Origin of the sequence: Rhodopila globiformis (assembly GCF_002937115.1) — a bacterium.
In the GTDB taxonomy this organism is placed as follows: domain Bacteria; phylum Pseudomonadota; class Alphaproteobacteria; order Acetobacterales; family Acetobacteraceae; genus Rhodopila; species Rhodopila globiformis.
Window position 1 is genome coordinate 19,398 of sequence record NZ_NHRY01000070.1, and the last position, 25,443, is coordinate 44,840.

Consider the following 25,443-nt stretch of genomic DNA (forward strand, 5'->3'; position numbering starts at 1 on the left):
CCTTATTGGTGGTATGCGAAGCCGCATGATGATAGCGATACGGCGCATGCTTTCAACCGTGCTTCGCCATCTGGCCTGTTTCCTGCTGGCCGCGCTGCTGCTGAGCGGCTGTACCGGCGCGGGCATCGACCCGATCGCCCCGTCCCGCATCCCGGCCGAAACCGCCGACAGCTTCGTCATGCCGGACGGCACGGCGCTGCCCTACCGCGTCTGGCTGCCGGTGGGCCGGCCGCAGGCGGTGGTGCTGGCGCTGCACGGCATGAACGACAGCCGCGACGCGTGGGAGTATCCCGCCCCGGCCTTCGCCGCCGCCGGCATAGCCGTCTATGCGCCCGATTTGCGCGGCTTCGGCGCCACCCGCAGCCGCGGCCTGTGGCCCGGCACCGACAGGCTGACCAGCGACGCCCGGGCCATGGCGCGGATGCTGCGCGCGCGCTACCCGCACACCAAGCTGATCCTGATGGCCGAGAGCATGGGCGCCGCCGCGCTGATGGTGCTGGCGACCGAGCCCAACCCGCCCGACGTGGACGGCTATGTCCTGGTCTCCCCCGCCGTCTGGGGCCGATCGGAGATGAACGTGCTGATGCGGGTCTCGCTGTGGCTGGCCGATCATACCGTGCCGGCCATGACGCTGACCGGCCGCGGCATCGTCCATGTCACCGCCAGCGACAACCGCGCGGCGCTGGTGCGCCTGTCGAATGACCCGCTGACCATCCACGCGACGCGGGTGGACGCGATCGAGGGCCTGGTCAACCTGATGGACCGCGCCCTGGCGGCGGCGGCGCATCTCCACGTGCCGTCGCTGATCCTGTATGGCGGGCATGACGAACTGGTGCCGAAGCGGGCGATGGCGGAGGCCTGGTACGACCTGCCGCCCGGGCCGGAAAAGGCGTTCTACCCGAACGGCTACCACCTGCTGCTGCGCGACAAGGACCGGGCGCTGCCGATTGGCGACATCCTGTCCTGGATCAAGGACCCGCAGGCGCCGCTGCCCTCCGGGGCCGGCCAGGCGGCGACGGCGTGGCTGAAGCGGCAGGAAGGGCAGGGGTCCTCGCCGCCTACCGAAAATCTCGCGTCGGTACCTTGATGCCCGGGGACAGGTCGCGGCTGCCGGCGGTCTTTGTCCCGCGCGGGTCGGGCGTGGCGGTGTGCCGGGCTTCGTCGCCGCGTCCGGCAGCCAGCGGAAACGCCTCGTCGCGATCGCCCACGCCGCGCAGCAGGTCGGACAGGTCGGTCAGGTGCTCGGCAATGACGTGGATGACCTCGCCCTCGCGCTGCAGCTTGCCGCGGCAGGCGATCATGCTGGCGGACAGCACCAGGCGGCGCTGCGCCTCGAACACCGCCGGCCACAGGATCAGGTTGGCGTGGCCGGTTTCGTCCTCGATGGTGACGAACAGCACGCCGCGGGCGCTGCTGGGCCGTTGCCGCACCAGGATGATCCCGGCGACCTCCACCCGCCTGCCGTCCCGGGTCGTTGCCAGAGCGCCACACGGGAGTATGCGGCGGGCGGCCAGGTCCTGGCGCAGGAAACTGACCGGATGGCGGCGCAGGCTCAGGCCGGTGCTGCGGTAGTCCTCCACCACCTGCCGCCCGGCGGTCATCGGCGCCAGCGGCACCGCCGGTTCCGGATCGGGTTCCGCCGGCACGCGGTCGAACAGCGGCAGCCGGGTGTCGGACAGGCCGCGGATCGTCCATAGCGCCTGCCGCCGGTTGAGACCGAGCGTGGCGAAGGCATCGGCCTCGGCCAGGCGTTCCAGCGCGGCAATGGGGATCGGGACGCGGCGCCAGAGGTCCTCGATCGAACGGTAGCCTGCGCCCCGGCCGGCGACGATCGCGTCGGCATGGGCGGCGGAAAGGCCCTTGGCCATGCGCAGGCCGAGGCGGACGGGGAGGAGAGGGCGGCCGCTTGCGTCATGACCGGGCTTTCCCTTCCCGTCATGGCCGGCGCAGGCCGGCCATCCACGCCTTGCGGTGCCCGTACAAACAACAGGCGTGGATGCCGGGCCTGCGCCCGGCATGACGGGGAAGGCGCGCTGTCCATCCGTCTCCAACCCGCAATCCCACGCCGACTCGTTCACCGACACCGGCCGCACCACCACGCCATGCAGGTGCGCATCCCGCACGATCTGCGCCGTGGCGTAGAATCCCATCGGCTGCGCGTTCAGCAGCGCGCAGCAGAACACATCCGGATGGTGGCACTTCATCCACGCCGAGGCGTACGCAATCAGCGCGAAACTCGCCGCATGGCTCTCGGGGAAGCCATAGCTGCCAAAGCCCTCGATCTGCGAGAACGTTCTTTCAGCGAACTCAGCCGTATAGCCGCGGTCCACCATCCCATCGATCAGCTTCTGCCGGAAATGCGAGACGCCGCCAGCGAACTTGAACGTCGCCATGCTGCGCCGCAGGGCGTCCGCCTCGGACGGCGTGAACCCGGCACAGACGATCGCCACCTGCATCGCCTGTTCCTGGAACAGCGGCACGCCCAGCGTCTTTTCCAGCACGCGGCGCAATTCCGGCGTTGGATACTCGACTTTTTCCAGTCCCTCCCGCCGCCGCAGATACGGATGCACCATGTCCCCCTGGATCGGCCCTGGCCGGACAATCGCCACCTGAATAACGATGTCGTAGAAGGTGCGCGGCTTCAGCCTGGGCAGCATCGACATCTGCGCCCGCGATTCGATCTGGAACGTGCCCAGCGTGTCGGCCTTGCGGATCATTGCGTAGGTGGCAGGGTCCTCGGACGGAACGGTCGCCAAATCCAGCCGCACCCTCTTGTGTTCCGCCAGCAGATCGAACGCCCGGCGCATGCAGCCCAGCATGCCCAGGCCCAGCACATCGACTTTCATGAAGCGCAGGGCGTCGATATCGTCCTTGTCCCACTCGATCACCTGCCGGTTCACCATGCTCGCCGGCTCGATCGGCACCAGGTCGTCCAGGCGGTCCTGGGTCAAAACGAAACCACCCGGATGCTGCGACATGTGGCGGGGAAAGCCGATCAGGGCGCGGGCGAGTTCGAGGGTCAGGCGCAGGCGGCGGTCCTGCATGTTGAAGTTCAGCGCGGCGGCATGTTCCTCGGCGACGCCTTCGTCGCTCCAGCTCCACACCTGGGTCGCCAGGGCGGCCGTCACGTCTTCGGTCAGGCCCATCGCCTTGCCGACGTCGCGTACCGCGCCGCGGCCGCGATAGCGGATGATCGTGGCGCACAGCGCGGCGCGGCTGCGGCCGTAGGTGTCATACACCCACTGGATCACTTCCTCGCGCCGCTCGTGCTCGAAATCGACGTCGATGTCCGGCGGCTCGCGCCGCTCGGCGCTGACGAAACGTTCGAACAGCAGGCCGCTGCGGGTGGGATCGATCGAGGTGATGCCCAGCACGAAGCACACCGCCGAATTGGCCGCCGAGCCGCGGCCCTGGCACAGGATGTGGTTGGCGCGGGCGAAACGGACGATGCTGTCCACCGTCAGGAAATACGGCGCGTACCGCAACTGGGCGATCAGGTCGAGCTCGTGATGAAGTTGCTTTTGGACATCGTCGGGAACGCCGCGCGGATAGCGCCGCGCCGCGCCTTCCCACGTGCGCTGTTCCAGCGTCTGCTGCGCATCCAGGCCGGGGATGTGGACCTCGTGCGGATATTGGTAGCGCAGTTCATCCAGGCTGAACCGGCAACGATCCGCGATTTCCTGCGTGCGGGCCACGGCCTCCGGATGGCGCGCGAACAGGCGGGCCATTTCCTCCGGCGAGTCCAGGTGCCGGACCGAGGAACGCTCGCGCCGGTAGCCAAGATCGTCGATGGTGCAGCCCTCGCGGATGCAGCTCAGCACATCCTGCATGATCCGCCGCCCGGGCGCGTGGTACAGCACGTCGTTGGTGGCGACCGTCGGCACGCCGATGGCGGCGGCGGTGTCGGCAATGACCCGCAGCCGCACGGCATCGTTGGGCCGGTGCATCAGCGTCAGGGCGACATAGGCGCGGTCGCGGAAAACGTCCTTCAGGCGGCGGATGTCCGCCTCGGCCGGATCGGTGCAGAGGGCGGCGACCAGCCCGTCCGCCGCAGCCGCAAGGTCGGACCAGAACAGCGCGCATTTGCCTTTGCCGGCGCGGCCCTTGCCCAGGGTCAGCAGCCGGGTCAGGCGGGAATAAGCGGCGCGGTCGGTGGGATAGACCAGCACGGACGGCGCATCCATCAGGTCCAGCCGGCAACCGACGATCAGCCGGAGGCCGGCTTCCTTCGTCCGCTGGTGCGCCCGGACGATGCCGGCCAGGGAATTGCGGTCGGTGATGCCGAGCGCCGGCACGCGCAGCATCGCGGCCCGCGCCACCAGCTCCTCGACATGCGAGGCGCCGCGCAGGAAACTGTAGTTCGTGGTGACCTGAAGCTCCACATACATGGGCTTCGCGTATAGCCGATTACGGACGGTATTCCTAGTTTGTTCTCATTCCTGGCGTATCGGGTGCCCCGGGCGGCACGCCGCCCGGGGACGTCATGTCAGGCGGGGCCGGTGCGGGGATTGTCAGCGCGGGGATTGTCAACCGTGCCGTCCGGGCCGATGTCGTCCTTGTCGCCCCGGTCCTCCCGGACCTCGGTGCGGCGGACGGTGTCGCGTATCGTCTCGTCGTGCTCCTCGGCCGTCTTGTGCAGCACCAGTTCCTCGCGCACCCTGGTTTCCTTTGACACGACCGGTTCCTCGCGCGACGTGGTTGCCTCGATCTCGCGTTCGCGGAACGGGTCTTCGTCGGCCCTCGCCGGGCGGTCGACCGGACGGCGCTCGACCTCGACGTGCTCCTCACGCAGATGGACCGTTTCGTTGACCGGGGTTTCGACGACATAGGTGCGGACGCGGACGCGGCCGGTGTTGACCTGCCGCTTGCCAATGCGCACCGTTTCTTCGGCCAAAGGAATGGTTTCCGATGGCACGGCGGTTTCCGCCGTTCCGGTCATCGCCGTTGCCCTGGGCGTGCCCACCGGCGCGGTTGGGGGTCTGTCAACTGCCGGGCCTGCTGTCGCCGGTGTGCCTGTGACGCGTGATCCGGTGACGGCGGCGCCAGAAAATCCCGTATCGGTCGCGGTGACATCGCTCGCCGGTATGCCGGTGGCCGCGCTGTCCGGCTGATAGCCGCGCCAGCCTTCCGCGCGCCACCGCTTCTCCTCCGCGTCCATGTCGATCGCGCCATGATCTTCCAGAATATTCATGACGCGATCCGAATACGTGTCATCCGTATCGACGGCAACCAGATAGCTGCCGCGGCGCATGCCTTCGGCGTAGCCGTAGCGATCCTCTTCCGGCATGAAGAAATTGCGCAGGCTGGCAAAGAAGCCGGTTTCATGAGCCACCGTATCGGTGGTTCCCGTTGCCGCAGCGTCGTCCCGCTCGGGCAGGACCCGCACATTCGTTGTGCTGATCGCGGTATCCTGCCTGATGGCGGCCGCGGCCCTCTCGGCATCCTGGCGCGTCGAATACATTGCCGTTACGGTATGCGTGGTCATGCTTGCTCCTTCGCTGGATCCCCATTGTCGTCCGCGGTGCGCTCGATGTCCGCCCGCTGGCGGCGCAGCGTCACCGGCTGCGACACCTCGGTCCGGGTGACGACGCGGCGGACATGCACCTCCTCCTTCAGGACGAGGCGCTTTTCGACGACGAGCACTTCCTCCAGAACGGGATAGATCGTGACATCGCCTTCCTGCCGGACAGCCGGGATCTCCGTCACGTCGCGGCCGATCGGCACGCGCGTGATGTCCACGTCGTGATCGAGCAACGACGCGCGCGCCTGGATTTCCTCGCTTTCGGTTCGGATGCGAACGCGCACGAGTCCGGTTTCGACACGACGCTTGCTGACTGAAATCGTTTCCTCGGCAAGTTCGATCGTCGTGCTCGACTCTGGCGGCGTGTCACCCATCTGCTTCTCCGGCGGACTGGAGCCAGAACGGAACCCGGGGGAATGGGTTGGATCGACTCGCCTTGCAACCAAGCCGATGCGGTCCGGCGCCCGGCCGGGACGAAACGACAGGGCAAGGCGATGAAGCGGTACGACCTCGTCTATCCGGCTGCGGGCGCGCCGGGATGGCGCCTGGCCGATAGGGTTGCGAGACGACCGCCGGCAACCGATGCCGATCACAGCTATGGGAATGTCGGTTTATGACCGTTTTGTCACGATGCCGCGCTGCGCGCGCTTGCCGGACCCGCCGCAATGGGGGAACCTTCGCGCAGGAGGATATACCATGAGCCAGCCGCCGCGCAGGGGCCGGGAGATGCGCCTGCTGTCCACCAGCGCGATCCTTGGCTACGGCTTTCCGGAGGCGTCATTGCGCGCGGGGCTGGACCGCGGCCCGCACGTCATCGGCGTCGACGGCGGCAGCGTCGATCCGGGACCGCACTATCTTGGCATCGGCAAGCCGTTCTGCTCGCCCATCGCCATAAGCCGCGACCTGCGGCTTATGCTGAACGCCGCGGTCCGGCATGGCATCCCGCTGCTGATTGGCACCAGCGGCGGGGCCGGCGGCGCGCCGCATCTGGCGCTTGTCGCCGGCATGGCGCGGGAGATCGCGCGGCAGGACGGGCTGCATTTCCGCATGGCGCTGATCCAGGCCGAGCAGGACAAGGACAGCATCAGGCGCCGCGTCGCCGCCGGCCGGGTGAAGCCGCTGGCGCGCCAGCCGGTGCTGACGGATGAAACCATCGACCGTGCCAGCCGCATCGTCGGCATGATGGGGACGGAGCCGTTCATGGCGGCGCTGGACGCCGGGGCGCAGGTGGTGCTGGCCGGCCGAGCGAGCGATCCCGCCCCCTGGGCCGCCGCCGCCATCCACGCCGGGTTGCCGCCTGCGCCCGCCTGGTATGCCGGCAAGATGCTGGAATGCGGCGCGACGCCGTCGATCCCCAAGGGTCACGACAGCCTGCTGGTCACGGTGCGCGAGGATCATGTCGAATGCGAGCCGATGAACCCGGCGCGCCGCTGCACGCCGTTGTCGATCGCCAACCATTCGCTGCACGAGAACAGCAGCCCGGTCCATCACATCGAGCCGGGCGGGATGCTGGACACGTCGGAATGCCGGTTCGAGGCGGTCAGCGACCGGGCCGTGCGGATTTCCGGCATGCGCTGGATCCCGGCCGCGCAGTACACGGCGAAGCTGGAGGGCGTGGAACGCGCCGGCTACCGCTCGATCTGCGTCTGCGGCACCCGCGATCCGCTGCTGATTGGCAGGATCGACGATTTCATTGCGACCGTGCGGCAGGAGGTCGCTGCCAAGGCCGAGGCGTTCGGTGCGCCACCGGACAGTTACCGCTTCGGCATCCGCGTCTATGGCCGCGACGGCGTCATGGCCACGCGCGAACCGGTGCGCGACGCCACGCCGCACGAACTGGGCTTCGTGCTGGAGGTGGTGTCGCGGGACAGCCAGGAAATGGCCAGCGCCGTGCTGGGCATGGCGCGCACCAACATGCTGCACACCGACTTCCCCGGCCGGTTGTGCCGGGAAGGCAACATGGCGTTCCCCTTCTCCCCCTCTGACATCGAGGTTGGCCCGGTCTATCGTTTCAGCATCTACCACGTGATGGAGCTGGACGATCTGCTGGAGCCGTTCCCCATCCAGTACGAAAGCCTGTGACATGGCGCTGATCAGGGACATCGCGACCGTCTGCAAGAGCAAGAACGCCGGGCCGTTCGAGCTGACGATCGACGTGGTGTTCGACTCGGCCGGGATGTTCCGCCGGGTGAAGGCGACCGGCGTGCTGTCGGCGGCGCTGTTCGCCCGGCTGTATAACGTTCCGGAAGCGCACGTGCTGTTCACGCCGTATGACGCGGCCTATGCGTTCAAGGCGACGCTTCCGCGCCTGGTTCCCGCCGGGGATTTCGGCGATACCGATGTCTATGGCTGCCAGCAGCACGCTCCGCTGCTGGATGTCGATCTTCCGATCTGAAAGCGAGACGGTCCGATGAACCGCATGATGACCCTGGTCGCGTTCCTGCAGGCGCAGAACTGTTCCAACCTGCCGGGATCGTGGCGGCATCCCGCGACGATGCTGGATTTCACCACGCCGGAATACTACCAGCGCATCGCCCGCACGTTGGAGGACGGGAAGATCCAGCTTGCGTTCTTCGACGATCGCCTGGCGCTGCCGGATCTCTACACCGGTCACCACGAGGCTGCCGTCGGCGCCGGCGTGCGCGTGGTGAAGATGGACCCGTCCACCATCATGATGGCGATGGGCCTCGCGACGCAAAAGCTCGGGTTGGGCACGACGTATTCCACGACGTATTACGAACCGTTCCACGTTGCCCGCGTGTTCGCCACCATGGACCTGATGCTGAAGGGCCGCGCCGCGTGGAACATCGTGACCTCGTTGAACAGCGCCGAGGCGCTGAACTTCGGCCATGCCGAGCACATGGAGCATGACGCGCGCTATGACCGCGCCGACGAGTTCATGGACGTGGTGATGGGCCACTGGAACACCTGGGACGACGACGCGCTGATCCTGGACAAGGGGACTGACCAATTCGCGGACGCATCGAAAGTGCACCGGCTGGATCATGCCGGCCGCTACTTCAAATCTCGCGGGCCGTTCACTGTGCCACGGTCGCCGCAGGGGCATCCGGTGCTGATCCAGGCGGGCCAGTCCGGCCGTGGCCAGGCGTTCGCGGCGCGGTGGGCGGAACTGGTGTTCGTGATCTACCACAACCTGGAAGCCGGCAAGCAGCACTACGCCGCGTTCAAGCAGGTGGTCGCCGCCGCCGGGCGTGACCCGGCGCAGGTGCAGGTCGCGCCGGCCTGCTACGTTATCGTTGCTGAATCAGAAGAAGCCGCCCAGGCGAAGCGGGCGGTGATCGAGGCTTCGGCTCGGCCGATCGATGCGCTGGTACTGATTTCGGAGGTCCTGAACTACGATTTTGGCTCGAAGGGCTATGATGAGCCGTTCTCCGACGAAGAGCTTGCCGGCTTCTCCTGGCACGGGTTCCGCGAGCGCGTGGTGAAGCATTCCGGCAAGAAGAACCCGACGGTGCGGGATTTCGTCGAAGTGTCCGGCCGCGGCACGATTGCCGAGCATAAGGTGTTCTGCGGCACCCCGCGCTCGGTGGCGGACCAGATGGAGGAGTGGTTCACCGCCCCGGCCTGCGACGGCTTCGTTTTGGCCGCGACGCACATGCCCGGCGCGTATGAGGACGTGGTCCGCCTGTTGGTGCCGGAATTGCAACGACGTGGCCTGTTCCAGAAAGACTACATAGGCAGCACGCTGCGGGAGAATCTCGGCCTGCCGATCCCGCGGGCGGCGGATTATCATCGGAGGGCGGCGGAATGAGCGTGCTGCGCAGCCCGCTGTTCGCGCCGGGCAACCACGCGCGGCGGGTGGAGAAGGCGCTGGGCCTGGCCGCCGACGCCGTCATCCTGGATCTGGAGGATGCCGTCGCCATCAGTGAGAAAGCCGCGACCCGCGCGGTGGTGGCTGAAGTGTTCTGCAGGCCGCGCGCCGGCAAGCTGTATGTCCGGGTGAATGCGCTGACGACGGAATGGTGCCATGGCGACATGGTTGCCATGGTGCGGGCCGGGCTGGACGGCATCATCCTGCCGAAGGTCGAGCACGACCACGAACTGCGCACGGCCGACTGGCTGATCGCCAACCTGGAGCGCGAACGCGGCCTGCCGGCGGGCGGCATCGACCTGGTCCCGATCATCGAAACCGCGCTTGGCATCGGCAACCTCCGGCCCATCTGCCGCGCCGGCACGCGCGTCCGCCGCCTGGCGTTCGGCGCCGGTGATTTCACGCTGGACATGGGCATGGCGTGGACGCGGGCCGAAGCCGAACTGTTGCCGCATCGGGCCGCCTGCGTGCTGGAATCCCGCGCTGCCGGACTGGAACCGCCGCTGGATACGGTGTGGGCGGATCTGAAGGATGCGGAGGGATTCGTGGCGTCAGCGAAACAGGCGGCGGCGCTGGGGTTCCAGGGCAAGATGTGCATCCATCCGGACCAGGTTGCCGGCGCCAACGCGGCCTTCACGCCGGACGAGGCGGCCATCACGTGGGCGAAACGGGTCATTGCGGCGTTCGATGACGCGGAAGCGAAAAGGCTCGCCTCAATTCAGCTTGACGGCCAGTTCATCGACTACCCAATCGTGCAACGCGCCCGCCGCGTGCTGGCGCAGGGAGGCGGCTGATGCTCGACGTGCAGGCACTGGAGGGCTGCAAGGTCCTGGACATTTCCACCTTCCTCGCCGGCCCGTTCTGCGCCACGCAACTGGGCGAGTTCGGCGCCGACGTCATCAAGGTGGAACTGCCGGCCGTGGGCGACGCGACCCGCCGTTTCGGCACCATGACGGAATGCGGGGATTCACTGCCCTGGCTGTCGGAATCCCGCAACAAGCGCTGCATCACGCTGGATCTGCGCAAGCCGCAGGGCGCCGCGCTGCTGCAGCGTCTGGTCGCGGACGCCGACGTGCTGGTGGAAAATTTCCAGCCCGGGACATTGGAAAAATGGGGGCTTGGCTATGACGTGCTCAGCGGGGTCAATCCGCGGCTGATCATGGTGCGGATTTCCGGCTACGGGCAGACGGGGCCGTACAAGGACCGTCCCGGTTTCGGCCGCATCGGCAACGCCTTTGGCGGGCTGTCGTTCCTGGCCGGCTACCCGGACCGCGCGCCGGTCACGCCGGGCTCGGCGACCATTCCGGACTACATGGCGGGGCTGTACGGCGCGCTCGGCACGTTGCTGGCGTTGCAGGCGCGGGAGAAGACCGGGCGCGGGCAGGTGGTGGACATCGGGCTGTACGAACCGATTTTCCGCATCCTGGATGAGCTTGCGCCGGCCTTCGCCTACAAGGGCTATGTGCGGCAGCGCATGGGGCCGGGCACGGTCAACGTCGTTCCGCACAGTCATTATCCGACCAGGGACGGCCGCTGGATCGCCATCGCCTGCACCAACGACAAGATTTTCGCGCGCCTTGCGGACGCCATGGGCCGCCCGGACCTCGCCGGCGAGTCCCGCTGGGGCACGATCGCGGCCCGCGAACGCGACCGGACGCTGGTCGACGAAACCGTCGGCGCATGGACCGCGACGATGGATCGCGCCGACTTGATGCGGGCGTGCGAACAGGCGCAGGTGCCATGCGGGCCGGTCTATTCCATCGACGAAATCTTCGAGGACCCGCACTACGCCGCGCGCGGCAACATCCTGCGCATGCAGGACCCGCGCATGGGGGATCTTGCCGTTCCCAACCTGGTGCCGCGGCTCAGCGAGACTCCCGGCAAGGTGAACTGGCTCGGAACCAGCCTCGGCGCCCACAACGCCGAAATCTACCAGGGCCGCCTTGGCCTGTCCGAGGACGAGATGAAGATGCTTGCCGCAGCCGGAGTCATCTGACCCGCGGATAAACATTCCGGATCGGCTACAAACCAATGGCCCGGGCCTTCGTTCAGCTTGCAACCGGCGCAATGCCGGACTGAAGGAGGAGCCCGATGCTGAAATTGGCAGGCATTTCGTTCCTGGCGGTCGCCGTCGCCACGCCCGTTCTGGCGAAGACGCCGGTGACACAGCCAACCCCCGGCCTCGCGGCACCCGTCACCCAGAACGCGCTAGGCGCCGGCCTGCCCGCTCCAAAGGCGAGCAATGACATCCTGACCGCAAGCGGCGGCATGCGTGCCAGCCAGATCATCGGATCGTCCGTCTACAACGACAAGAACCAGAAGGTCGGCAGTGTCGGCGACCTCGTCATCAGCCCGAACAGGTCGTTGCTGGTGGTCATCGATGTCGGCGGCATCCTGGGCATCGGCGCAAAGACGGTCGCGGTGCCGTTCGACAAGATGGAAATAGCCCCCGCCAGCGGCAACATCGGCAATCGCGTCATCCTGCCGGGCGCGACGGAGAACAAGCTGGCGGCGATGCCGGCGTATCATTACGCTGTCCGCTGAGCGGCGGTTGATGCGTTTCCGTCATGGCCGGGCGTGTCCCGGCCATGACGATACACCAACGACCTGGCGCTAGACCGTTCCGTATCAATCGCAACCCAGGTAGCGTCGCCGCAGATGCGTCTGGAACGCCAACGGATCGAGCGGACGTCCCGTCGCCCGCTGCAAAATCGCGTTCATGCCCAGGCTGCTGCCCACCTGATGCACATGAACCCGCAGCCACGCCAGCAACGGCGACAGGTCGCCGCGGCTGAATGCCTCGTCCAGCCCGGCAACCTGCTCGCGCGCCGCCTGCATCAGTTGCGCCGCGGACATCGCACCCAGCGTGTAGCTGGGGAAATATCCGAACGCGCCGTCGTACCAGTGGATATCCTGCAGGCACCCCTCGGCGTCGTTCGGCGGCGTGATGCCCAGCAGCGCCTTCAGGCCGTCGTTCCACGCCCCCGGCAAATCGGCCACGTCGAGCTGCCCGCTGACCAACGCCTGCTCCAGCCGGAACCGCAGGATGACATGCGCCGGATAGGTCACCTCATCGGCATCGACACGGATCGTGCCGCGCGCCACGTGGCGCCACAGCCGACCGAGATTCTCCAGGCGATAGCAGGCGGGATCGCCGCCGAAGGTTTCGTGCAGCCGCCCGCCCAGCCAGCTCAGGAACGGATCCGATCGGAACGCCTGCATCTCGACGATCAGCGACTGGCTTTCGTGCACCGCCATCCCCGCGGCCTCGCCGACAGGCTGGCGGGCGTAAGCGGCGGGCAGGCCGCGTTCGTACAGCGCATGACCGGTCTCGTGCACGACAGCCAGGATCGCCTGGGTGCAGTCATCCTCAGCATAGCGGGTGGTGATGCGCACATCCGCCGGCGTCCCGCCGGAAAACGGATGGGCCGACTCGTCCAGCCGTGCGTGGTCGAAATCCAGCCCAAGTCCCTCGGCGATCGCCCGGCACAGGCGCTGCTGCGCCACGACCGGAAACGGACCCTGCGGCCGCACCGGAGCCGGCTCCGCGGCCTGGCGGCGCTCGACCGCCGGCAGCGTCTCCGCCAGGAATGTTTCATACGCAGCGAATATCGGCTCGACGTCGGCGGCGCCGATGCCGTGCTGGTGCTCATCCATCAGCGCGTCGTACGGCGTCAGGCCCAGGGCCTCGCCCAGCGCGGCGGCGGAGTCCCGGGTCAGGCGCACGACCTCGGCCAGGTGCGGCCGCACCAGGGCATAGTCGGCGCGCTGGCGGGCGACGCGCCAGACCTTCTCGCACGCCGACGCCGCCTTGGTCTGCGCCTCCACCAGCGACGCCGGTAGCGCCCTGGCGCGGCGGTACATCCGCTGCATCAGCCGCAGGTTGGCCGCGTCCCAGGCATTGTCCGTCGTGGCCGCCGCCAGGTCGTCGGCCACCTCCGGCGCGGTCAGGTGCTGGTGGCGCAGCACGGCCAGCAGCGCCAACTGGTCGCCGCGCGCCGCCGCCCCGCCCGGCGGCATCACCGCCGCCGCATCCCAGTTCAGCATCGACGCGCATTCGCCGATGGTGGCGGCCAGGCCGAAGCGCGCCTTCAGCCGTTCGTACGCGGATCGTTCCGTCATTCCCGCAAAGCCTTTCGCATCCAGGCGGCGAACATCACCACCAGCACCACCGCCAGCCCGTACCACGTTATCGCGTAGGACAGGTGATTATTCGGCGGCCGCGGCAGATGCGAGGCCGGCTCCGGATACGTGGCGAACGTCCTCGGCCCGAGGGCGACCAGAACGAACGGCGGCACGCCCTTCAGGTCCACGGCCTGCGCCATGGCCTCGGGTTCGAGCGTGTAGAAATGGCGGGTGGCAAGGTCGTTCGCAGGGCTGAACCAGTGCGGCTTGTCGCCCGTCCGCACATAGCCTGTCAGCGTGACCTGTCCGGCCGGATCGTCCAGCGCCCTGTCGCGCTTGTCCGGAATCCAGCCGCGGTCCACCAGGATCGGCGGCGCGGCCTCCCGCTGCAACGGCACGATCTGGTAGGAGCCGATGGTGGTCCCGGCCGGCGTGTCGCGGACCTCGACGCCATACTGCATGGCGAGGTCGTAAAGGAAAATGCCGGTGACGGACACTTTGGTGAATGGCGCCGGGCTGGGGCCCAGAGGCACCGGTGGCGCGGCCTCGGCGGCGGCGATCTGCGCCAGGATGCCTTCCTTCCAGTGCAGGCGATAGACCTGCCAGGTGCCAAGGCCGATCAGGACGAGCAGCATGAACAGGGCAGCAAGGCTTGGGGCCAGGAAGCGTCGGTTACGTGACCTCATGCCGGGCGCCTCCGCGTCATGGCGGGGGTTGTCACAGGTCCATCTCGGATGATCGCGTATGATACTGGGCGGCGACCAATGCCGCCTTGACCGGGCGCATGATCAGGATCGCCAGCGGAATCGTTACTGTGGGCCACAGGATCGCGTGAACCCACAACGGCGGCGAAAACCGGAAATCCACCCAGAAGGCCAGAACGATGATGATCGCCCCCAGCACGATGATGACGCCGACGGCGCCGGCGTCACCGGTGTCGGCCTGCGTCAGGTTCAGGCCGCAGACCGGGCAAGCGGGGCGCAAAGTCAGCACCCCGGTGAACAGCTTGCCCTGGCCGCATCGCGGACACCGGCAGCGCAAGGCGGCCTGGACCAGCGAAATCGAAGGCTCCGCCATGGGAACGGGCCTTACTCCGGCGCGATCTGGCCGGCCCCGTACCAGTAGATGCAGGTGAAAAGGAACAGCCAGACGACGTCGACGAAGTGCCAGTACCACGCCGCCGCCTCGAAGCCGAAATGCCGCTCGGGCGTGAACTGGCCGGCCTTGGCGCGGAACCAGCAGACGATCAGGAAGATCGTTCCGACGATGACGTGGAACCCGTGGAAGCCGGTCGCCAGGAAGAAGGTCGAGGGATACACGCCGCCACCGTTGAACTTGAACGGCGCATGCGAATACTCGATCGCCTGGCACACGGTGAACGACATGCCCAGCAGGATGGTAAGGCCCAGGCCCAACAGCAGGTCGCGGCGGTTTTTCTCCAGCAGCGCATGGTGCGCCCAGGTCACCGTCGTGCCCGACAGCAGCAGGATCATCGTGTTGAGGAAGGGCAGATGGAACGGAGCAAACGTATGGATGTTCGAAGGCGGCCATACCGTCTGGCCGTCACCCTGCGTGTGCGGGAAGATCAGGAAGTTGAAATAGGCCCAGAAGAAGCCGACGAAGAACATGACCTCACTGGCGATGAACAGCGTCATGCCGTAGCGCAGGCTCAGGCGGACGATGGGGCTGTGCGCGCCGGGGGTACGGCTTTCGCGCACCACGTCGCGCCACCAGAAGAACATCGTGGTCAGCACGGTCAGCGCGCCCAGGATCAGCACGATGTAGTTGCCGTAATGCGCGGCCAGGACAATTCCGAAGACTATCCCGAATCCACCGATGGCGCCGATGATCGGCCAGGGGCTCGGGTTGGGAAGATGATAAGGCTGCTTCAAGCCCGAACTGATCGATACTGTCGATCCGTGCACGTCGCTGCTCATGCCACACTCTCAAACTAGTTGCCGGGGAAACCGCCCGACCCGGCTATCGCATCATCGCCAGTTCCCCGGCCGGTTCAAGCCGAGCCGGGATAACAGACGCGCTACGATCAGTTTGCGTCCGGCCGTTCCGCGGCCCGGGCGGACAGCGGCCCGACATGCGGCCCGGCCTTCGCCAGCGCGCCCGTCTCCGCGGCATCCTCCAGCGAGCGGAAGAACGTATAGGACAATGTGATCACCTGCACGTCGCTGGTGCTGGGGTCCTGGCGTATCGCCGGATCGACCCAGAAGCTGACAGGGAATTCCATGCCCTGATGCGCCGCCAGGCTCTGCTTGTTGAAGCAGAAGCAGGCGGTCTTGTGGAAATACTTGCCGACTTTCTCGGGCGTCACGTTGTACAGCGCCATGCCGGTCACCGGATGGGCGGCCTCGTTCGTTGCGTGGTAGAACGCCACCTGCTGCTCGCCCAGGTTCAGGCTGACCTCTTTCTGATCGGGCGCGAATTTCCACGGCAGCGCCGGGTTGGTGTCGGCGTTGAAGCGCACGCGGATGGTCTGGCCGTTGCCGCCCGGCGCCGCCGCCGGGCCGATGCTGGGCGTTCCGCCGAAGCCGGTCGCGGCGCAGAACAGGCGATACAGCGGGATGGCGGCGAACGACATGCCGACCATGCCGACGATGACGGCGGCCAGTCCGCCGGCCATCAGGGTGTTGCGTCTGCTGCCGTTCATCTACCAGTGCGCCATTTTGACGATGGTGATGGCATAGAACAGGGCGCACAATCCCAGCAGGACGATGAAGATCGCCCAGTTGCGGCCGCGCCGCCGCCGTGCTGCTTCCTGTGACATGGGTTTGACCGGAAATTCCCTTGCCATGGCTCAGCCCATCAGGCGATCGATGGCGAGCGCGCCGAACAGCGCGAACAGGTAGTAGATCGAATACTTGAACGCGGCCTTGGCCGGCTTGTCCCCTGTCAAACTCCTGCCCGTCGCGTCCTGCCGATCGGCCATGACGCGATAGACTTTATGGAGGAAGACAAGGCCGAGCAGCCCGGCGGTGATGCCATAGGGCAGGCCGCTGAAGCCGACGACATACGGCGCCAGCGTCAACGGGACCAAAACGGTCGTGTACAGCAGGATCTGCCGCCGCGTCTCCCGCGCACCGGAGACCACCGGCAGCATCGGTACGCCCGCCCGCCGGTAGTCGTCATTCGCCCACAGGGCCAGAGACCAGAAATGCGGCGGCGTCCAGATGAAGATCATGCCGAACAGGATCAGCGGCACCAGGTCGACCGAGCCGGTCACCGCCGCCCAGCCGATGACCGGCGGGAACGCGCCCGCCGCGCCGCCGATGACGATGTTCTGCGGCGTGCGGCGCTTCAGCCAGATTGTATAGACGAAGACATAGAAGCAGACCGACAAGGCCAGGATCAGCGCTGCCGGTATGTTCACCGCCAGGCCCATGAGGATGACCGACCCTGCCGCCAGCGTCACGCCGAAGCCCAGCGCGGCGCCGGGCTCGATCCGGCCGGCCGGTATCGGCCGCCGGCGGGTCCGGTGCATGATCGCATCGATGTCGCGGTCATACCACATGTTGATCGCGCCGCAGGCGCCGGCGGCGACGGTGATGCACAGGATCGCGGTGAAGGCCAGCACCGGGTGCAGGTGCCCCGGAGCGACGATCAGCCCGATCAGCCCGGTGAAGACGACGAGGGTCAGCACACGTGGCTTCAGCAGCGCGATCCAGTCGCGGTAATCGGTTTCGAAGAACGCCTCGCCCGGCTGCGCGAGGGGACCGGGCAACGTGGGTGCGACCACCTCGCCGGCCTGTATTCTCGATGACGTAACGTCACTCACTCTTGGGTTCCCGGTTCGTGTTCTCGTTGCCGGGCCGGCGCCGAAGCACCGGCTGCGGCCCGAAGTTCTGCGCCGGCCATTGCCGGCGCAGCAGGCTGGACGTCAGGATACGCGTGGCAGTTCCATATAGGTGTGGAACGCCGGCGGTGACGTCTGCATCCATTCAAGAGTCGTCGCGCCCTCGCCCCAGTAGTTGTCGGCCACATGCTCCTTCGAGGTGAAGGTGCGGTAGACGACGTACAGGAAGACAAGGAAGGCGATGCCGCCGATATAGGCGCCCAGGGACGAAACGAAATTCCACCCGGCGAACGCATTCGGATAGTCCGGGTAGCGCCGCGGCATGCCGGACAGGCCCAGGAAGTGCTGCGGGAAGAAGGTCAGGTTGACGCCGATGAAGGTGAGCCAGAAATGCACCTTGCCCCAGTATTCCGGATACTGATGGCCCGACATCTTGCCGATCCAGTAGTAGAATCCGGCGAAGATCGAGAACACCGCGCCGAGCGACAGCACGTAGTGGAAGTGCGCGACCACGTAGTAGGTGTTGTGGATCACCTGGTCGATGCCGGCATTGGCGCAGACCACGCCGGTGACGCCGCCGATGGTGAAGACGAACAGGAAGCCGATGGCCCATAGCAGCGGCGTCTTCAGCTCGACCGACCCGCCCCACATCGTTGCGATCCACGAGAAAACCTTGACCCCCGTCGGCACGGCGATCACCAGCGTCGCGGCCATGAAGTAGGCGCGGGTGTTCACGTCGATGCCCGAAATGAACATGTGGTGCGCCCACACCACGAAGCCGACCACCCCGATCGCCACCATCGCATACACCATCCCCAGGTAGCCGAAGATCGGCTTTTTGCTGAACGTGGAGATGACGTGGCTGATGATGCCGAAGCCCGGCAGGATCATGATGTAGACTTCAGGATGGCCGAAGAACCAGAACAGGTGCTGGAACAGCACCGGGTCGCCGCCGCCCTGCGGATCGAAGAACGCGGTGCCGAAGTTACGGTCGCAGATCAGCATGGTGATCGCCCCGGCCAGCACCGGCACCGCCAGCAGCAGCAGGAACGCCGTCACCAGCTCCGACCAGACGAACAGCGGCATCTTGTGCAGCGTCATGCCGGGGGCGCGCATGTTGAAGATGGTGACGATGAAATTCATCGCTCCCAGCAGCGAGCTGATGCCGGCAAGGTGCAAGGCGAACAGCGTGCAGTCCATGCCCATGCCGGGCTCGTAGATCGAGCTCGACAGCGGCGGATACAGCGTCCAGCCCGAGCCCGACTCGCCCATCAGCAGGCCGATGCAGATCAGCACGAACGCCGGCGGCAGCAGCCAGAAGCTGATGTTGTTCAGGCGCGGGAAGGCCATGTCGGGCGCGCCGATCATCAGCGGAATGAACCAGTTGCCGAAGCCGCCAATCAGCGCGGGCATGACCGAGAAGAAGATCATCAGCAGGCCATGCGTCGTGATGATCGTGTTCCATTCCTGCCCGTTGGACACGATGTGGTTGTTCGGGAACTGCAACTGCGCCCGCATGATCTCGGACAATATGCCGCCGACCAGGCCGCCGATGACCGCGAAGCACAGATAGAGGGTGCCGATGTCCTTGTGGTTGGTGCTGAACAGCCAGCGGGTGACGAACCCCGGCTTGTGGTCATGCCCATGATCGTGGGCGTGGGCCTCGGAAGTGGCATCCATTGTGTCTCTCCCCTGATACGCCAGCAATGCCGCCGGCGCCCCGTATTGGTTGATTCAGGCCGTCACCTGGCGGCAAGCTTCGCAGGCTGCGCCACCGAGGCCGAGGCGGCCGCCTTCTTTTCCTGCGCGGCCCACGCCTTGAAATCCCTTTCGGATACGGCATGAATTTCGATCGGCATCCGGCTGTGGTTCTGGCCGCAGATCTGGTTGCACTCGCCGTAGAAGGTTCCGATCTTGTCCGCCTCTAGCCAGGTTTCGATCGTCCGGCCCGGGATCGCGTAGCGCTGCACACCGAAGGACGGGACGAAGAAGCTGTGGATCACGTCGGTGCTGGTGGTCAGGATGCGGACCTTCTTGCCGACCGGAATGACCATCGGGCTGTCCACGGCCAGCAGCCGCAACTGGCCCGGCTTCAGGTCAGCATCATCAATGTAGTGGCTGTCCACATCGAAATTGCCCTGGTCGGGATAGCTGTAGGTCCAGTACCACTGGTGCCCGGTGACCTTGATGGTCATGTCGGGGTTCGGCGTGCGGTCCTGGTAGTAGATCAGCCGGAACGACGGAATCGCAATGATCACCAGGATCAGCACCGGCACCACGGTCCAGGCGATCTCCAGCACCGTGTTGTGGCTGGTCTGGCTGGGCGTCGGGTTCCGCTTGGAGTTGTAACGAACCATCACCCAGACCAGCAGCGCGGCGACAAACAGCGTGATGACCGTAATGATCGCCAGCACCAGGTCATGCAGTTCGATAATGCGATCCTTGATCGGGCTGAAGGAGCGCTGCATGCCCATCTCCCAGGGCTGCGGCTTTCCGACGACGCCCTGAGCCAGAGCGTAGGGGACCAGTGACAGGCTCAGGATCCCGCCGGCTGCAATCGTACGAAGCCACTTCAATATCCGCATCGTTTAACCATCCCAGTTCGCTGCATGCGTTGATCGCTGGCATGCGTTTTCTGCGGGCGGGTCTTAACATGACCCTTTCCCGGCTTCGCCTGCCCAAACCTGAGCGCAGCGATCAACCTTTCGCGGCCAACACCGGAATGCCCGCGCAGCGACACTGTGGAATCAGGAAAACACAGGCACGGACCCGCGATTCGCCCTGTGGGCGCGGGTGGATGCCTCAGGATAAGTTGTAGGATGGGGACCGGCCGTTCAGCCGGTCATTTCAAGTTGCCTCACCGTCCTGGCCGGGCGTGTCCCCATCCGTATCAGGATAGGACGGCGGCTGGAGAAGGATTTGGCGCCCGGTCCGTTGCCCCTCCGTCATGGCCGGGCGTGTCCCGGCCATCCACCCCGCGCCGTTCGTGCGCAGATGGCCGGGACACGCCCAGCCATGACGGTGAGGGAGAAGACCTTGCTCCGCCGTACGCCCGATCCTGATACGTATGGGACGGCCAGCGCAATCGCCACCTTCTATCAGGTGCGCAGACGAACCAGCGTGAAGATGCCAACCGGCGGCACGGACTCGGCCTCGATATGCGCGAGGTCCTCCGGCGAGAAAATGCCGTCCATGGCGAAGTCCGGATGCCAGCCAAGCCGCCGCGACGCCGGGGCCATCGCACGTTCCAGCCACCAACGCGGACCCTTGGCGGCGGCGAAGTGGTTGACCATCAGGATATTGCCGCCCGGCCGCACCAGCCGGCGCATCTCGGCCAGCAGGCGCCGTGGATTTGGCACCACCGACGCAACGAACATGGCAACCGCAATATCGAACGAGTCGTCCGCGAAATTGGTCGCCTCGGCGTCCATTTCGTGCAGCGCCTTGACGTGCGACAGGCCATCGCGCCGGGTCCGCTCCCGCGCCTTGCGCAGCATCTCGGCGGACAGGTCGATGCCGGTGATGCGCTTGTCGCGGTTGTAGTGCGGCAGGGCGAGGCCGGTGCCGACCCCAACCTCCAGCACGTCGGTGCCGGGCAGGCGGTTGACCATCGACACAGCCCGCCGCCGGCCCCATGACGAGACGCCGCCAAACACGGTGTCATAGACGTTTGCCCAGCGCCGGTACGCTGCGACGATCGAAGCACTGTCCAGGGCCGCAATCGGTACGAACTGCTCGACAGGGGCCGTGGTGTTCTTTGGGAGCATATGATTCATCAGCCGCCAGGTACTCTCATGCACGGGCGCCACAGCGTCACAGCCGTACCGCATGCCGAATTGCTAAGCAGTCATCCAACGCCATAGATGACCGTGGGTGCCTGTGCAAGGCACCGGCGCCGGAATTGGTGAGAATTAAACCAACGTAAGACTAATGTGTCGTAGAAGTCTCACGGGTTCTTGCCGACGCTGCTTCCGGTCCGGCAATCGTTCCGGTCGGCTTCGTGCTGGCATCCTCCAGCGAGACGTCGTCGGGTTCGGCCATGTTCTTCTTGAACGCCTTGATGCCCTTGGCGAAGTCGCCCATCAACCCGCTGATCTTGTTGCCGCCACCAAACAGCACAAGGATCACCGCCAGCACCACCAACCAGTGCCAGATGCTGAAGCTACCCATAAATCCTCCTTAACCGATGTGACGACCAGATCTTGCAGGCGAGCACGTTCATCCCGCTCGTCGTTGTTGTGGGCGTCCGGGGGTGACATGGCGCGAGTCGGCGAACGATGCAAGCGCCGTTTAACAGCTTCTCATGATACCCCGTCGGGTCGGCCGGCGCGGTGATAGGGGTGGCCAAGCGCAATCGCCTGCGCCCGGTAGAGTTGCTCGGCCAGCATGGCGCGGACCAGGAAGTGCGGCCAGGTCATGGCACCCAGCGACAACACGAAATCGGCCCGCTCGATCACCGCCTGGTCCAGACCCTCGGCGCCCCCGATCAAAAAGCCGATCGGCCGGGCCAGTTCGGCCCATTGCCGCAGCCGGGCCGCCAGGGTTTCGCTGTCCAGCGCGCGGCCGCGCGGGTCGAGCGGCACGGCGAAGGCATTGCGCGGCAGGGCGGCCAGCAATGCAGCTCCTTCCTGCCGCTTGACCACGACGGGAGTCCCGCGTGCTTCGGGCACCTCGACGAGTGTTGGCGGCGGCCGCAGCCGCGCGCTGTAGCGGGCCAGCAGCTCGGCCTCCGGGCAGGCGCGCAGGCGTCCGACGGCGATGATGTGCATCAGGCGGCATACTTTCTGAATGACGGAAGATTCATCGCCGGGAATAGACCGAAACATGACGTTCCGGACTTGCGGAGCGTTCCGCTCGCGGCTAAACACGGCTTCCCGAACGGACGGGCGCGTAGCTCAGCGGGAGAGCACTACCTTGACACGGTAGGGGTCACAGGTTCAATCCCTGTCGCGCCCACCAGTCCGTCCCTTCAATCCGCCTCGGCCCCCATCTTCGACGCCAGCGCCGGCACCCGTGCCTTGCGCGGCGCCAGCCAGTGCTGCAGCCGATCGAGGTACAGGTACACCACCGGGGTGGTGTACAATGTCAGGATCTGGCTCAGCGCCAGCCCGCCCACCATGGCGAACCCCAGCGGGCGCCGCAGCTCCGACCCCGTGCCGCTGCCGAGCATCAGCGGCAGGCCGGACAGCATGGCGGCCATCGTCGTCATCAGGATCGGGCGGAACCGCAGCAGGCAGGCCTGGCGGATCGCCGCCAGCGGAGCCGCGCCGTCCCGCCGCTCGGCGGTGATGGCGAAGTCCACCATCATGATGCCGTTCTTCTTGACGATGCCGATCAGCAGGATGATGCCGATCAGGGCGATCACCGTCATGTCGTAGTGGAACGCCATCAGCGTCAGCAACGCGCCGACGCCGGCCGAGGGCAGGGTGGACAGGATCGTCAGCGGCAGGATGTAGCTTTCATACAGGATGCCCAGGATGATGTACACGGTGACCAGCGCCGCCGCGATCAGGTAGGGCTGGCCGGACAGCGACCTCTGGAACGCCTGCGCCGTCCCCTGGAACGAGCCTTGCAGCGCCACCGGCGTGCCCATGTCCAGCATGGCGGCGTGGACGGCATCGACCGCCTGCCCCAGCGCCACGCCTTTCGCCAGGTTGAACGAGATGGTCACCGCCGGGAACTGCCCCTGGTGGCTGATCGACAGCGGCCGCACCGGCACCGTCGTCCACTTGGCGAACGCCGACAGCGGCACCGTCTGGCCGGTCGTCGAATGGACATACAGGTTGTTCAACGTGGCCAGGTCGCCCGCCGCGTCCGGCGTGACCTCCAGGATCACGTGGTAGGTGTTGACCTGGCTGAAGTACTGCGTGACCTGCCGCTGGCCGAACGCGTCATACAGCGTGTCGTCGATGACCTGCGGCTGCACCCCGAACCGCGCGGCGGCGTCGCGGTCGATGGTCATCGTCAGGGTGGTGCCGCCGGTCTGCTGGTCGCTGGTGACGTCGCGCAGCATCGGCAGGCCCTGCAGCTTCTTCAGCACTTTCGGCGCCCACTGGAACAGTTCGTCGATGTCGGCGTCCTGCAGCGTGTACTGGAACTCGGTCTTGGTCAGCCGGCCGCCGACGCGGATGTCCTGCGAGGCCTGCAGGAACGCCGCGGCGCCCGGAATCGTCGCCAGCTTCGGGCGCAGCCGGGCGATGTAGTCCTGCGCCGAGCCGCCAACCCGCTGGTCCCACGGCTTCAGCGCGATGTAGATGCGCCCGTTGTTTTCCGTCTCCCCGGCCGAACCGGCGCCCACCGTCGCGCCATACGACAAGGTGTCCGGATCGGCGCCTATAATGGCGTTCAGCTTGCGCTGGATCTGCACCATCTGCTGGTAGGAGATGTCCTGCGCCCCTTCCGTCACGCCGGCCACCAGGCCGTTGTCCTGCTCCGGAAAGAAGCCCTTCGGGATGACGACATACAGGTAGACCGTGCCGGCCATCGTCGCCAGGAACACCATCAGGGTGACGAACCGGAACCGCAGGGCGACATCCAGGGTGCGGCGATACCCGGCGACCATGGCGTCGAAGAAGCGCTCGACCATCCAGTAGGCCCGGCTGTGCCGCCCGCTGCCATGCCGCAGGAAGCGCGAGCACATCATCGGCGTCAGCGTCAGCGACACGACCGCCGAGACCAGCACGGCGACGGAGACCGTCATCGCGAACTCGCGGAACAGCCGGCCGATGATGCCGCCCATCAGCAGCAGCGGGATGAACACCGCCACCAGCGACAGGCTGATCGACACGATGGTGAAGCCGATCTCGGCGGCGCCCTTCAGGGCGGCCTCCATCGGGTTCATGCCCCTCTCGATGTGCCGGTAGATGTTCTCCAGCATGACGATGGCGTCGTCGACCACGAAACCGACGGCGATGGTCAGGCCCATCAGCGACAGGTTGTCCAGGCTGAAGCCGAGCAGGTACATCGCCGCGAAAGTACATATCAGCGCCACCGGCACGGTGACCGAGGGAATGATCGTCGCCCAGGCGCTGCGCAGGAACAGGAAGATCACCATCACCACCAGGGCGATCGACAGCATCATAGTGAACTGCACCTCGGCCAGCGAGGCGCGGATGGTCTGCGTCCGGTCCATGATGACGCTGACGTGGATGGCCGGCGGCAGCGCGGCTTCCAGGCGCGGCAACGTGGCCTTGATGCGCTCGACGGTGTCGATGACGTTGGCGCCGGGCTGCTTGAAGATCACCAGCAGCAGGCCCTTCTTGCCGTTCTGCCAGGCGGTCATGAGGCGGTTTTCCGGGGCGTCGACGGCCCGCCCGATGTCGCGCACCCGCACCGGGGCACCGTGGCGCCAGGCCAGGATGACGTTGTCGTACTCCGCCGCCTTGGTCAGCTGGTCGTTGTTGTAGATGGTGAAGGCCCGCTTCGGCGTCTCGATCGTGCCCTTCGGAGCGTCCACCGTGGCGTTCACCAGGACGTGGCGCACGTCCTCCAGCGTCATGCCCATCGCCGCCAGCTTGGCCGGATCCACCTGGACGCGGACGGCGCGCTTCTGCTCGCCGCCGATGTAAAGGCCGGACACGCCGGCGATCTGCGACACATGCTGCGCCAGCACAACGTCGGCGTAGTCGTCGACCGTGATCAGCGGCAGCTCGTCCGACTGCACGGCGATGATCAGGATGGGCGAGTCGGATGGGTTGACCTTCCAGTAGTCCGGGCTGGAGGGCAGGTCCTTCGGCAACTGGCCGCTGGCGGCGTTGATCGAGGCCTGCACGTCGCTGGACGCCGCGTCGATGTTGCGGTCCAGGTCGAACTGCAGCGTGATCTGCGTCTGCCCCAGCACGCTGACCGACGTCATCTCGCTCAGCCCGGACATTTGCGCGAACTGCCGTTCCAGCGGCTGGGCCACGGTGCTGGCCATGGTTTCCGGGCTGGCGCCGGGCAGCTGGGCGGAGACCATGATGGTCGGGAAATCGACCCGCGGCAGCGGCGCGACCGGCAGGAACGGGTACGCGGCGAGGCCAACCAGGACCAGGGCCGCAGTCAGCAGCGACGTCGCGACCGGGCGGCGGATGAACGGGGTGGAAATGCTCATGCGAAGGGCTTCTCCACGAGGTTAGTCAACCGGCGAGCCGGGACCGCGATGGCGGGAGATGGGCGAGG

Annotated in this window: 22 protein-coding genes and 1 tRNA gene; 8 read left to right on the plus strand and 15 right to left on the minus strand. The window is 66.5% G+C overall.

Translation table 11 applies throughout. The features are described from left to right. Positions 1 to 46: 46 nt before the first annotated feature. The gene (locus tag CCS01_RS07105; RefSeq protein ID WP_158258268.1) at positions 47 to 1,087 is read left to right on the plus strand and encodes an alpha/beta fold hydrolase; all 1,041 of its coding nucleotides are present in this window, start codon (positions 47 to 49) and stop codon (positions 1,085 to 1,087) included. Here the strand turns inward: CCS01_RS07105 and CCS01_RS07110 are convergent. From CCS01_RS07110 to CCS01_RS07120, 3 genes are all read right to left on the minus strand, one after another. After that, positions 1,059 to 4,388: an error-prone DNA polymerase gene (locus CCS01_RS07110; protein WP_104518132.1), complete on the minus strand. Its 3,330-nt coding sequence runs from the start codon at positions 4,386 to 4,388 to the stop codon at positions 1,059 to 1,061. The two genes, CCS01_RS07105 and CCS01_RS07110, sit on opposite strands and share 29 nt — an antisense overlap. Before the next feature lie 98 nt (positions 4,389 to 4,486). After that, positions 4,487 to 5,485: a YsnF/AvaK domain-containing protein gene (locus CCS01_RS07115; RefSeq protein WP_104518133.1), complete on the minus strand. Its 999-nt coding sequence runs from the start codon at positions 5,483 to 5,485 to the stop codon at positions 4,487 to 4,489. Beyond that, entirely contained in the window at positions 5,482 to 5,895 is a 414-nt protein-coding gene (locus CCS01_RS07120) for a YsnF/AvaK domain-containing protein (RefSeq protein ID WP_104518134.1), read from the minus strand. Before CCS01_RS07120 ends, CCS01_RS07115 begins: the two co-directional genes overlap by 4 nt. A gap of 322 nt (positions 5,896 to 6,217) precedes the next feature. Here CCS01_RS07120 and CCS01_RS07125 point away from each other — a divergent pair, with 322 nt between their 5' ends. The 6 genes from CCS01_RS07125 (at position 6,218) to CCS01_RS07150 (ending at position 11,897) form a co-directional block, all read left to right on the plus strand. Next, positions 6,218 to 7,603 carry an acyclic terpene utilization AtuA family protein gene (locus CCS01_RS07125; RefSeq protein ID WP_239992033.1) on the plus strand — a complete coding sequence of 462 codons (1,386 nt, stop codon included), beginning with the start codon at positions 6,218 to 6,220 and terminating at the stop codon, positions 7,601 to 7,603. A 1-nt stretch (position 7,604) separates the two neighbouring features. Then, positions 7,605 to 7,916: a DUF4387 domain-containing protein gene (locus tag CCS01_RS07130; protein ID WP_104518135.1), complete on the plus strand. Its 312-nt coding sequence runs from the start codon at positions 7,605 to 7,607 to the stop codon at positions 7,914 to 7,916. Positions 7,917 to 7,931: 15 nt separating this feature from the next. Next, positions 7,932 to 9,293, plus strand: a complete 1,362-nt coding sequence (locus CCS01_RS07135; RefSeq protein ID WP_104518136.1) for an LLM class flavin-dependent oxidoreductase — start codon at positions 7,932 to 7,934, stop codon at positions 9,291 to 9,293. After that, positions 9,290 to 10,147 carry an HpcH/HpaI aldolase/citrate lyase family protein gene (locus tag CCS01_RS07140; protein WP_104518137.1) on the plus strand — a complete coding sequence of 286 codons (858 nt, stop codon included), beginning with the start codon at positions 9,290 to 9,292 and terminating at the stop codon, positions 10,145 to 10,147. The genes CCS01_RS07135 and CCS01_RS07140 overlap by 4 nt, the downstream gene beginning before the upstream one ends. Continuing rightward, positions 10,147 to 11,349, plus strand: a complete 1,203-nt coding sequence (locus tag CCS01_RS07145) for a CaiB/BaiF CoA transferase family protein (RefSeq protein WP_104518138.1) — start codon at positions 10,147 to 10,149, stop codon at positions 11,347 to 11,349. Before CCS01_RS07140 ends, CCS01_RS07145 begins: the two co-directional genes overlap by 1 nt. A gap of 95 nt (positions 11,350 to 11,444) precedes the next feature. Next, a complete protein-coding gene (locus CCS01_RS07150; RefSeq protein WP_104518139.1) occupies positions 11,445 to 11,897 on the plus strand; it encodes a PRC-barrel domain-containing protein in 453 nt (150 codons plus the stop codon). Positions 11,898 to 11,981: 84 nt separating this feature from the next. On the opposite strand, the gene CCS01_RS07155 is transcribed toward CCS01_RS07150, so the two are convergent. The 11 genes from CCS01_RS07155 to CCS01_RS07205 all read right to left on the minus strand — a co-directional run bounded on the left by CCS01_RS07155 (position 11,982) and on the right by CCS01_RS07205 (position 22,052). Next, positions 11,982 to 13,475: a carboxypeptidase M32 gene (locus CCS01_RS07155; protein WP_104518140.1), complete on the minus strand. Its 1,494-nt coding sequence runs from the start codon at positions 13,473 to 13,475 to the stop codon at positions 11,982 to 11,984. Continuing rightward, entirely contained in the window at positions 13,472 to 14,164 is a 693-nt protein-coding gene (locus CCS01_RS07160; RefSeq protein ID WP_104518141.1) for an SURF1 family protein, read from the minus strand. Before CCS01_RS07160 ends, CCS01_RS07155 begins: the two co-directional genes overlap by 4 nt. Before the next feature lie 31 nt (positions 14,165 to 14,195). Then, on the minus strand, positions 14,196 to 14,555 hold the full coding sequence (locus CCS01_RS07165) for a DUF983 domain-containing protein (RefSeq protein WP_104518142.1): 360 nt from the start codon (positions 14,553 to 14,555) through the stop codon (positions 14,196 to 14,198). An 11-nt stretch (positions 14,556 to 14,566) separates the two neighbouring features. Further along, positions 14,567 to 15,415, minus strand: a complete 849-nt coding sequence (locus CCS01_RS07170) for a cytochrome c oxidase subunit 3 (RefSeq protein WP_104518143.1) — start codon at positions 15,413 to 15,415, stop codon at positions 14,567 to 14,569. 107 nt (positions 15,416 to 15,522) lie between these two features. Next, positions 15,523 to 16,140, minus strand: a complete 618-nt coding sequence (locus CCS01_RS07175) for a cytochrome c oxidase assembly protein (protein ID WP_104518144.1) — start codon at positions 16,138 to 16,140, stop codon at positions 15,523 to 15,525. A gap of 147 nt (positions 16,141 to 16,287) precedes the next feature. After that, complete coding sequence (locus CCS01_RS07180; RefSeq protein WP_239992038.1) at positions 16,288 to 17,211, minus strand: heme o synthase; 924 nt, start codon at positions 17,209 to 17,211, stop codon at positions 16,288 to 16,290. 156 nt (positions 17,212 to 17,367) lie between these two features. After that, positions 17,368 to 18,963 (minus strand): cytochrome c oxidase subunit I, encoded by a 1,596-nt coding sequence (ctaD, locus tag CCS01_RS07185; RefSeq protein ID WP_104518146.1) that lies wholly within the window; start codon positions 18,961 to 18,963, stop codon positions 17,368 to 17,370. Between the two features lie 62 nt (positions 18,964 to 19,025). Further along, complete coding sequence (gene coxB / locus CCS01_RS07190; RefSeq protein WP_104518147.1) at positions 19,026 to 19,868, minus strand: cytochrome c oxidase subunit II; 843 nt, start codon at positions 19,866 to 19,868, stop codon at positions 19,026 to 19,028. A 513-nt stretch (positions 19,869 to 20,381) separates the two neighbouring features. Continuing rightward, a complete protein-coding gene (locus tag CCS01_RS07195) occupies positions 20,382 to 21,059 on the minus strand; it encodes a class I SAM-dependent methyltransferase (protein WP_104518148.1) in 678 nt (225 codons plus the stop codon). A 151-nt stretch (positions 21,060 to 21,210) separates the two neighbouring features. Continuing rightward, the gene (locus CCS01_RS07200) at positions 21,211 to 21,453 is read right to left on the minus strand and encodes a twin-arginine translocase TatA/TatE family subunit (protein WP_104518149.1); all 243 of its coding nucleotides are present in this window, start codon (positions 21,451 to 21,453) and stop codon (positions 21,211 to 21,213) included. A 131-nt stretch (positions 21,454 to 21,584) separates the two neighbouring features. Beyond that, entirely contained in the window at positions 21,585 to 22,052 is a 468-nt protein-coding gene (locus CCS01_RS07205) for a 23S rRNA (pseudouridine(1915)-N(3))-methyltransferase RlmH (protein WP_104518150.1), read from the minus strand. A gap of 115 nt (positions 22,053 to 22,167) precedes the next feature. Here CCS01_RS07205 and CCS01_RS07210 point away from each other — a divergent pair. Beyond that, positions 22,168 to 22,242: transfer RNA gene (locus tag CCS01_RS07210), tRNA-Val, on the plus strand. Positions 22,243 to 22,252: 10 nt separating this feature from the next. Here CCS01_RS07210 and CCS01_RS07215 read toward each other — a convergent pair. Then, positions 22,253 to 25,375, minus strand: coding sequence for a multidrug efflux RND transporter permease subunit (locus CCS01_RS07215; RefSeq protein ID WP_104518151.1), 3,123 nt, complete (start codon positions 25,373 to 25,375; stop codon positions 22,253 to 22,255). Positions 25,376 to 25,443: the final 68 nt, after the last annotated feature.

Coding starts and splice junctions, on each gene's coding strand:
- CCS01_RS07105 (WP_158258268.1), top strand. CDS start 47: ATGCTTTCAACCGTGCTTCGCCATCTGGCCTGTTTCCTGCTGGCCGCG.
- CCS01_RS07110 (WP_104518132.1), bottom strand. CDS start 4,388: ATGTATGTGGAGCTTCAGGTCACCACGAACTACAGTTTCCTGCGCGGC.
- CCS01_RS07115 (WP_104518133.1), bottom strand. CDS start 5,485: ATGACCACGCATACCGTAACGGCAATGTATTCGACGCGCCAGGATGCC.
- CCS01_RS07120 (WP_104518134.1), bottom strand. CDS start 5,895: ATGGGTGACACGCCGCCAGAGTCGAGCACGACGATCGAACTTGCCGAG.
- CCS01_RS07125 (WP_239992033.1), top strand. CDS start 6,218: ATGAGCCAGCCGCCGCGCAGGGGCCGGGAGATGCGCCTGCTGTCCACC.
- CCS01_RS07130 (WP_104518135.1), top strand. CDS start 7,605: ATGGCGCTGATCAGGGACATCGCGACCGTCTGCAAGAGCAAGAACGCC.
- CCS01_RS07135 (WP_104518136.1), top strand. CDS start 7,932: ATGAACCGCATGATGACCCTGGTCGCGTTCCTGCAGGCGCAGAACTGT.
- CCS01_RS07140 (WP_104518137.1), top strand. CDS start 9,290: ATGAGCGTGCTGCGCAGCCCGCTGTTCGCGCCGGGCAACCACGCGCGG.
- CCS01_RS07145 (WP_104518138.1), top strand. CDS start 10,147: ATGCTCGACGTGCAGGCACTGGAGGGCTGCAAGGTCCTGGACATTTCC.
- CCS01_RS07150 (WP_104518139.1), top strand. CDS start 11,445: ATGCTGAAATTGGCAGGCATTTCGTTCCTGGCGGTCGCCGTCGCCACG.
- CCS01_RS07155 (WP_104518140.1), bottom strand. CDS start 13,475: ATGACGGAACGATCCGCGTACGAACGGCTGAAGGCGCGCTTCGGCCTG.
- CCS01_RS07160 (WP_104518141.1), bottom strand. CDS start 14,164: ATGAGGTCACGTAACCGACGCTTCCTGGCCCCAAGCCTTGCTGCCCTG.
- CCS01_RS07165 (WP_104518142.1), bottom strand. CDS start 14,555: ATGGCGGAGCCTTCGATTTCGCTGGTCCAGGCCGCCTTGCGCTGCCGG.
- CCS01_RS07170 (WP_104518143.1), bottom strand. CDS start 15,415: ATGAGCAGCGACGTGCACGGATCGACAGTATCGATCAGTTCGGGCTTG.
- CCS01_RS07175 (WP_104518144.1), bottom strand. CDS start 16,140: ATGAACGGCAGCAGACGCAACACCCTGATGGCCGGCGGACTGGCCGCC.
- ctaD (WP_104518146.1), bottom strand. CDS start 18,963: ATGGATGCCACTTCCGAGGCCCACGCCCACGATCATGGGCATGACCAC.
- coxB (WP_104518147.1), bottom strand. CDS start 19,868: ATGCGGATATTGAAGTGGCTTCGTACGATTGCAGCCGGCGGGATCCTG.
- CCS01_RS07195 (WP_104518148.1), bottom strand. CDS start 21,059: ATGAATCATATGCTCCCAAAGAACACCACGGCCCCTGTCGAGCAGTTC.
- CCS01_RS07200 (WP_104518149.1), bottom strand. CDS start 21,453: ATGGGTAGCTTCAGCATCTGGCACTGGTTGGTGGTGCTGGCGGTGATC.
- CCS01_RS07205 (WP_104518150.1), bottom strand. CDS start 22,052: ATGCACATCATCGCCGTCGGACGCCTGCGCGCCTGCCCGGAGGCCGAG.
- CCS01_RS07215 (WP_104518151.1), bottom strand. CDS start 25,375: ATGAGCATTTCCACCCCGTTCATCCGCCGCCCGGTCGCGACGTCGCTG.